The 4,411-nt window shown below is 54.8% G+C and carries 6 protein-coding genes; 2 read left to right on the top strand and 4 right to left on the bottom strand.

The genetic code is table 11. From position 1 onward, the window contains the following. Positions 1–283, top strand: a 283-nt coding sequence (locus tag PHQ58_RS23380) for an outer membrane lipoprotein-sorting protein (protein WP_300116275.1), incomplete at its 5' end; no start/stop codon positions are given. A 4-nt stretch (positions 284–287) separates the two neighbouring features. Continuing rightward, on the top strand, positions 288–1,559 hold the full coding sequence (locus PHQ58_RS23375) for a hypothetical protein (protein ID WP_300116272.1): 1,272 nt from the start codon (positions 288–290) through the stop codon (positions 1,557–1,559). Between the two features lie 279 nt (positions 1,560–1,838). Here the strand turns inward: PHQ58_RS23375 and PHQ58_RS23370 are convergent, their stop codons facing one another. The 4 genes from PHQ58_RS23370 to PHQ58_RS23355 all read right to left on the bottom strand — a co-directional run. Then, positions 1,839–2,189: a BrnA antitoxin family protein gene (locus tag PHQ58_RS23370; RefSeq protein WP_300116269.1), complete on the bottom strand. Its 351-nt coding sequence runs from the start codon at positions 2,187–2,189 to the stop codon at positions 1,839–1,841. Next, positions 2,155–2,448 (bottom strand): BrnT family toxin, encoded by a 294-nt coding sequence (locus tag PHQ58_RS23365; protein WP_300116266.1) that lies wholly within the window; start codon positions 2,446–2,448, stop codon positions 2,155–2,157. The genes PHQ58_RS23370 and PHQ58_RS23365 overlap by 35 nt, the downstream gene beginning before the upstream one ends. A 135-nt stretch (positions 2,449–2,583) precedes the next feature. After that, positions 2,584–3,435, bottom strand: a complete 852-nt coding sequence (locus PHQ58_RS23360; RefSeq protein WP_300116263.1) for a PEP-CTERM sorting domain-containing protein — start codon at positions 3,433–3,435, stop codon at positions 2,584–2,586. A gap of 172 nt (positions 3,436–3,607) precedes the next feature. Further along, positions 3,608–4,411: hypothetical protein (locus tag PHQ58_RS23355; protein WP_300116260.1), on the bottom strand; the 804-nt coding region annotated here is incomplete at its 5' end.

The raw sequence follows: 4,411 nt of genomic DNA, 5'->3' as shown, positions 1-4,411 counted from the left end.
CACCGAGGGTGTGACCTACCCGGGTATTGAAATGTGGGTCGATGCAGAGAACAGCCGCCCGCTCAAGGCGCGCTTTTTTGCCGAGTCCTCCCGCTTGCTTAAAACCGTTTATTACCGCCGGTTCCAGCCGCAACTTGGTGTTGAGCGCCCCACAGAAACTGTCATTATCGACGGTCTGAACCCGCAATCGGTCACCATCATGCGGTTTTCAGACTATGTGGCGCGTGACATCCCGTCAACCTGGATGCAACGCGACTTTTTGCCCCGCTTCCAACCGGACTAAGACCATGCCGTTAAAGATGTTCGCTCCCGTGTGTTGCGCCGTGGCAATCGCTTGGCTAGGCGCCTTGCCTGCCATTGCCGCAGATGCTGAACTTGACGCCCTGAATCTTGAAAGCGCGCCTGAAGTGGCCCCAGCGACGTCAGCCAACACCAAACTTTTTTTTGAGGGCGCGCTGGGCGACGCAAGTCAGCGCTATCTGCCAGACAGCCGCAACATGGGCCGAGCATCGGTGGACCTGTATTACCAGGGGCGTTTAACACCGGGTGTGCGGGGTGTGTTGTCGGACCGTCTTGACTACTTTGAGCCGACTCTTGCCGGGTCCGATGCGGCGGTGAACAGTTTGCGTGAAGCGTACCTCAGTTGGCAGCCCGACGGCGGCAATTCAATATTTGAGCTGGGCCGCATCAACCTGCGCTACGGGCCGTCGTACGGCTACAACCCGACCGATTTTTTCCGCGACGCAAGCCTGCGCGTGTTAACCACCGCGGACCCGTTTGCACTGCGTGAAAACCGCTTGGGTACTGTCATGTTGCGTGGGCAATACATGTGGTCAGACAACGCGGTCTCAATGGCCCTGGCACCCAAGCTGGCCGATACTGCCAGTGCAAATGGCTGGAACCTTGACCTTGGCGCCACCAACAACCGCGATCGCGCAGTGGTGATGCTCAGTACCCAGTTCTCTAAAAATGTGAGTGGCCAGACGTTGCTGTACAAGCAAACGGGCCAGTCAACAACCATCGGATTCAACATGGCTGCCTTGCTGTCAGATGCAGCCACCGCGCACCTGGAGTTCACGCGCGGCAGTGAGCCCAGCCTGATTGACCGCACCTTGGGCGCGACCAATGCCACCCGTACCCGCAACCGTTTTTCGGGTGGCGCGACCTACACCACCTTGGGCAAGCTGTCGGTCACGGCCGAATACCAGTACAACGGTTTTGCCCTCAGCCAGGCTGATTGGTCTGCTCTGGGTAGCGCACCCGCCACACAACTGGCCTATCTGTCTGAAGCATTGCGTCTGCAAGAATTGGCTGCGCGCCAGTCGTACCTGATCTACGTCACACAAAAAAGTTTTGGCCACAAGGACCTGGACCTGACGGCCTACCTGCGGCTCAACCCGGGTGACGACAGCAAGTTGTTCTGGCTCGAACTGCGCCGCCACTGGCCCAATTTTGACCTGAGCTTTCAGTTGCAGCAAAACATTGGCAACGCCAACAGCGAATTTGGCCTGCTGCCGGACCGGCGCGTGGTGCAGGTTTTGGGGACTTACTATCACTGAGGGGGCACGTGATGCAAAAGAGAATGGCCATCACAAAGGATAAGCAAGGTTCCTCCAGACGCTTAACAGCGCTTTGGCGGGTGTGAGCAAGAGGCGCTGGCCTGGAGCGAGGAGCTCATTGGCGATGCCAGAGTGGCGACCAATCCTGCAAAGCCATGGCAGATAGAAAGCGGCCGCAATTGCCACAAAATTCGCGACATTTGGCGCAGCGTCACAAAAAAATGAGCGCTACGCTCACGTCAAATCAAAAATTGAATTGATCTGCGTTTCCTAAATTATTTAGGCGAAGCGTAGTTCCTCACGAATAACTTCTCGCAAAGCCTCCTTGACAGCGTCTGCTGCAAGCCCCCGTCGCAAGGTCTCGTTGATCAAGGTTTGGTAACCGCGCCCGCCCGCCCGTAACTTGTAAGCCTGCAACACGGCGTCATCAAGATGAATGGTAATGCGGGTCTTGCCAGTAGAAAAAACAGGCAGCACGTGGGCCAACGGGCGCAGTTGTGCGGCCTGGGCGGCGGTCAGTTCAGGGCTGTCTTCGTCGGGCGCGCTCGACTTGGGCGCAGCACTGACTGCGGACCAGTCAATTGCAGGCGCAGCCTCAGAGGCTTTGAGCTTTAAACTTTTTTTGTTCACGGTCGTTGGCCTTTCTGAAAGAAATGATATGGGTGCGCATTGGAGTTGGACAGCAAAATACAACCACCATCAATCGCCCGTCAATGGTGTTGTAACCAATGAAGCGGCGCTCGGGGTAGACTTTGCGGGTATCTTCACGAACCAGCAGACCTGTATCGAACATGACACGTGCAGCCAGTAGGGGCAAGCCACGCTCACGGACATTGGTGTCGCTCTTGACCGAGTCGCAGGTAAATTCCATGCAAAGGATTGTATGCATGAAAGTATGCGGTTAGTGACCGTATCGCTCAATTGTCAATAACAGGAGTCCTGTCAGGTATGACTGCCCAACAAGAAAGCCCCCACCGCTTTCACGATGGGGGCTTGCTGAGTGGCTTTTTTCAGATCAGTCTGATCAGGCTTTCTTGCCAGCCTTACGACGATAGGTTGCACCCACACCGAGCAAACCCAAGCCCAGCAGAGCGAGAGACGTTGGTTCAGGAATAGCGCTGGTTTTGATGTCAGCCGTACCGCTCAAAGGCCATGCGCCTGAATTTGTGGTGCTGAATGAGGACTCTAAACCAGCATCGGCAATCACACCAAGAATGTTGAAACTATCGGTATCAAAATTACTCTTAGCCAAACCGTCGACAACATTAAGGTAACCAAAGCCGAAACCACGGCTATGGACATTGTTCGTACCAGTAGCATCTGAGAACAAGGTAGCGGAGCGACCAGTCAATAGGTCTGTAGTCACTACACCGACATATTCCAACCAGAGATTGCCGTCAGTCGCATTTGCAACATCGGTCGCGATACCAAGATTTGCAGAGGGATTCAGTACTGTTCCTGTAGTTATTTTGTCAGACCACAGTTTGATATTGCCGCCAGTGAAATCGATTCCTTTTGCGTTTGCAAAAATGTTGAGACCTGTACCCTCATCACCAGCCAAGTGAGCAGTACCCGTGGTGTCATACCACTTGCTAACTGTGTAACCACCAAACTGATACGTGAGTTGGGTATCGTTATTGCCGTTTATCCAAGTTGTTCCACCGCAAGAATTGCAGTCAATATGATTAACGAGACCAACTCCGGACAGGCTATCTGTCGAAAGGGTCAGCACGGATTCCCAAATGCTTGTAGCGATGAATTGATCACCAGCGTTAAAAGCAACGCCATCAATGACTACTGCTGCTTGTGATGCGACTGGAACCATCGCGGCCGATGCAATCGCAGCGGCAAGCGCGATTTTTTTAAATTTGTTCATTTCATTTCTCCGGTTGATTGAATAAGCCACTCTGGCACGAGAAAATAAGCACGGATTGTGCCAATTTGAATAAAAAATCGTAACTCTATGAATTTAAACGATTTTTTTATTTTTTGGTGCTGCTTCAAATTTTTCCAAAGTTCCATGTGTAAAAAATCCCGACATTTTTGGATCAGATTTTCTGAAAATCGCGCAAGTAGGCTTCCATAGGCTGGCGACCCGCTCTCACTGAAGGTGCTTTTGCATGGCCTATGCGAAATACCATCCAAGGAGTTAACCCAGGTGCAATGGTCTGCCACCCCGCTGCCAGAGTTGCCCGTAACGTGTCAGAGGCACCGTTTGGCGTTGACGAAGCCTGCATCAGCACTGCCGATGCCGCCAGCGGTTGCAGTGCCAGGTCAAGCAAGTTGGCGCGCAGCCAGAGTCGCTCCAGTGCTGTGCCTGCCGCCACGGCGCCAGGCTCAAGCGGCAGGGGTGAGGCCAGCAACCCCAGCGCGGGCGCTTGCCAAGCGGGTAGCCAGCCTGCGCGCAGGCCGATGAGCCGGTGCATCCCCAGCCAAGTAAGTGGGCGCATTAGCGGCCAGTGGCGCAGAGCCTTGAAAAAAGGCCGCATCGGCGCCTCAATCTCCAGCGAGCCCGGCGGCAGCGACCATTCGGCGTTGTCGGTCCAGGACAAATCAAACCGAACCGACGAAAAAATGTCGTGATGCAATTGCTGGCGCAAAAAGCGTTCGCTCTCGGCACGCCAGATCAGCCCCAAGGCCGTTCGCCGCGCCGCGCCCTGCAGCCAGATGAGTTGTGTGCCGACCACGGGGGCCACTGCGATGTTCAATTGCGCAGTCTCGTCCACAGTCAAACCCGGCCCGCTGTACATGCGGCGGTTGGTGTGGCGCTTGGGTATTGCTGCCACCAATGGGTCTGCCGGTACTGTTGGGCTGGCGTGCAGGTTCAACTGGGCGATAGGCTCGCTGCCTGT

Source organism: Rhodoferax sp., from assembly GCF_028688795.1.
Lineage (GTDB): Bacteria > Pseudomonadota > Gammaproteobacteria > Burkholderiales > Burkholderiaceae_C > Rhodoferax.
This window is presented reverse-complemented; position numbering and strand designations above follow the sequence as displayed.

Excerpts from the sequence above, each read along its gene's own strand:
- PHQ58_RS23365 (WP_300116266.1), bottom strand. The coding sequence starts at position 2,448 with ATGCATACAATCCTTTGCATGGAATTTACCTGCGACTCGGTCAAGAGC.
- PHQ58_RS23360 (WP_300116263.1), bottom strand. The coding sequence starts at position 3,435 with ATGAACAAATTTAAAAAAATCGCGCTTGCCGCTGCGATTGCATCGGCC.
- PHQ58_RS23375 (WP_300116272.1), top strand. The coding sequence starts at position 288 with ATGCCGTTAAAGATGTTCGCTCCCGTGTGTTGCGCCGTGGCAATCGCT.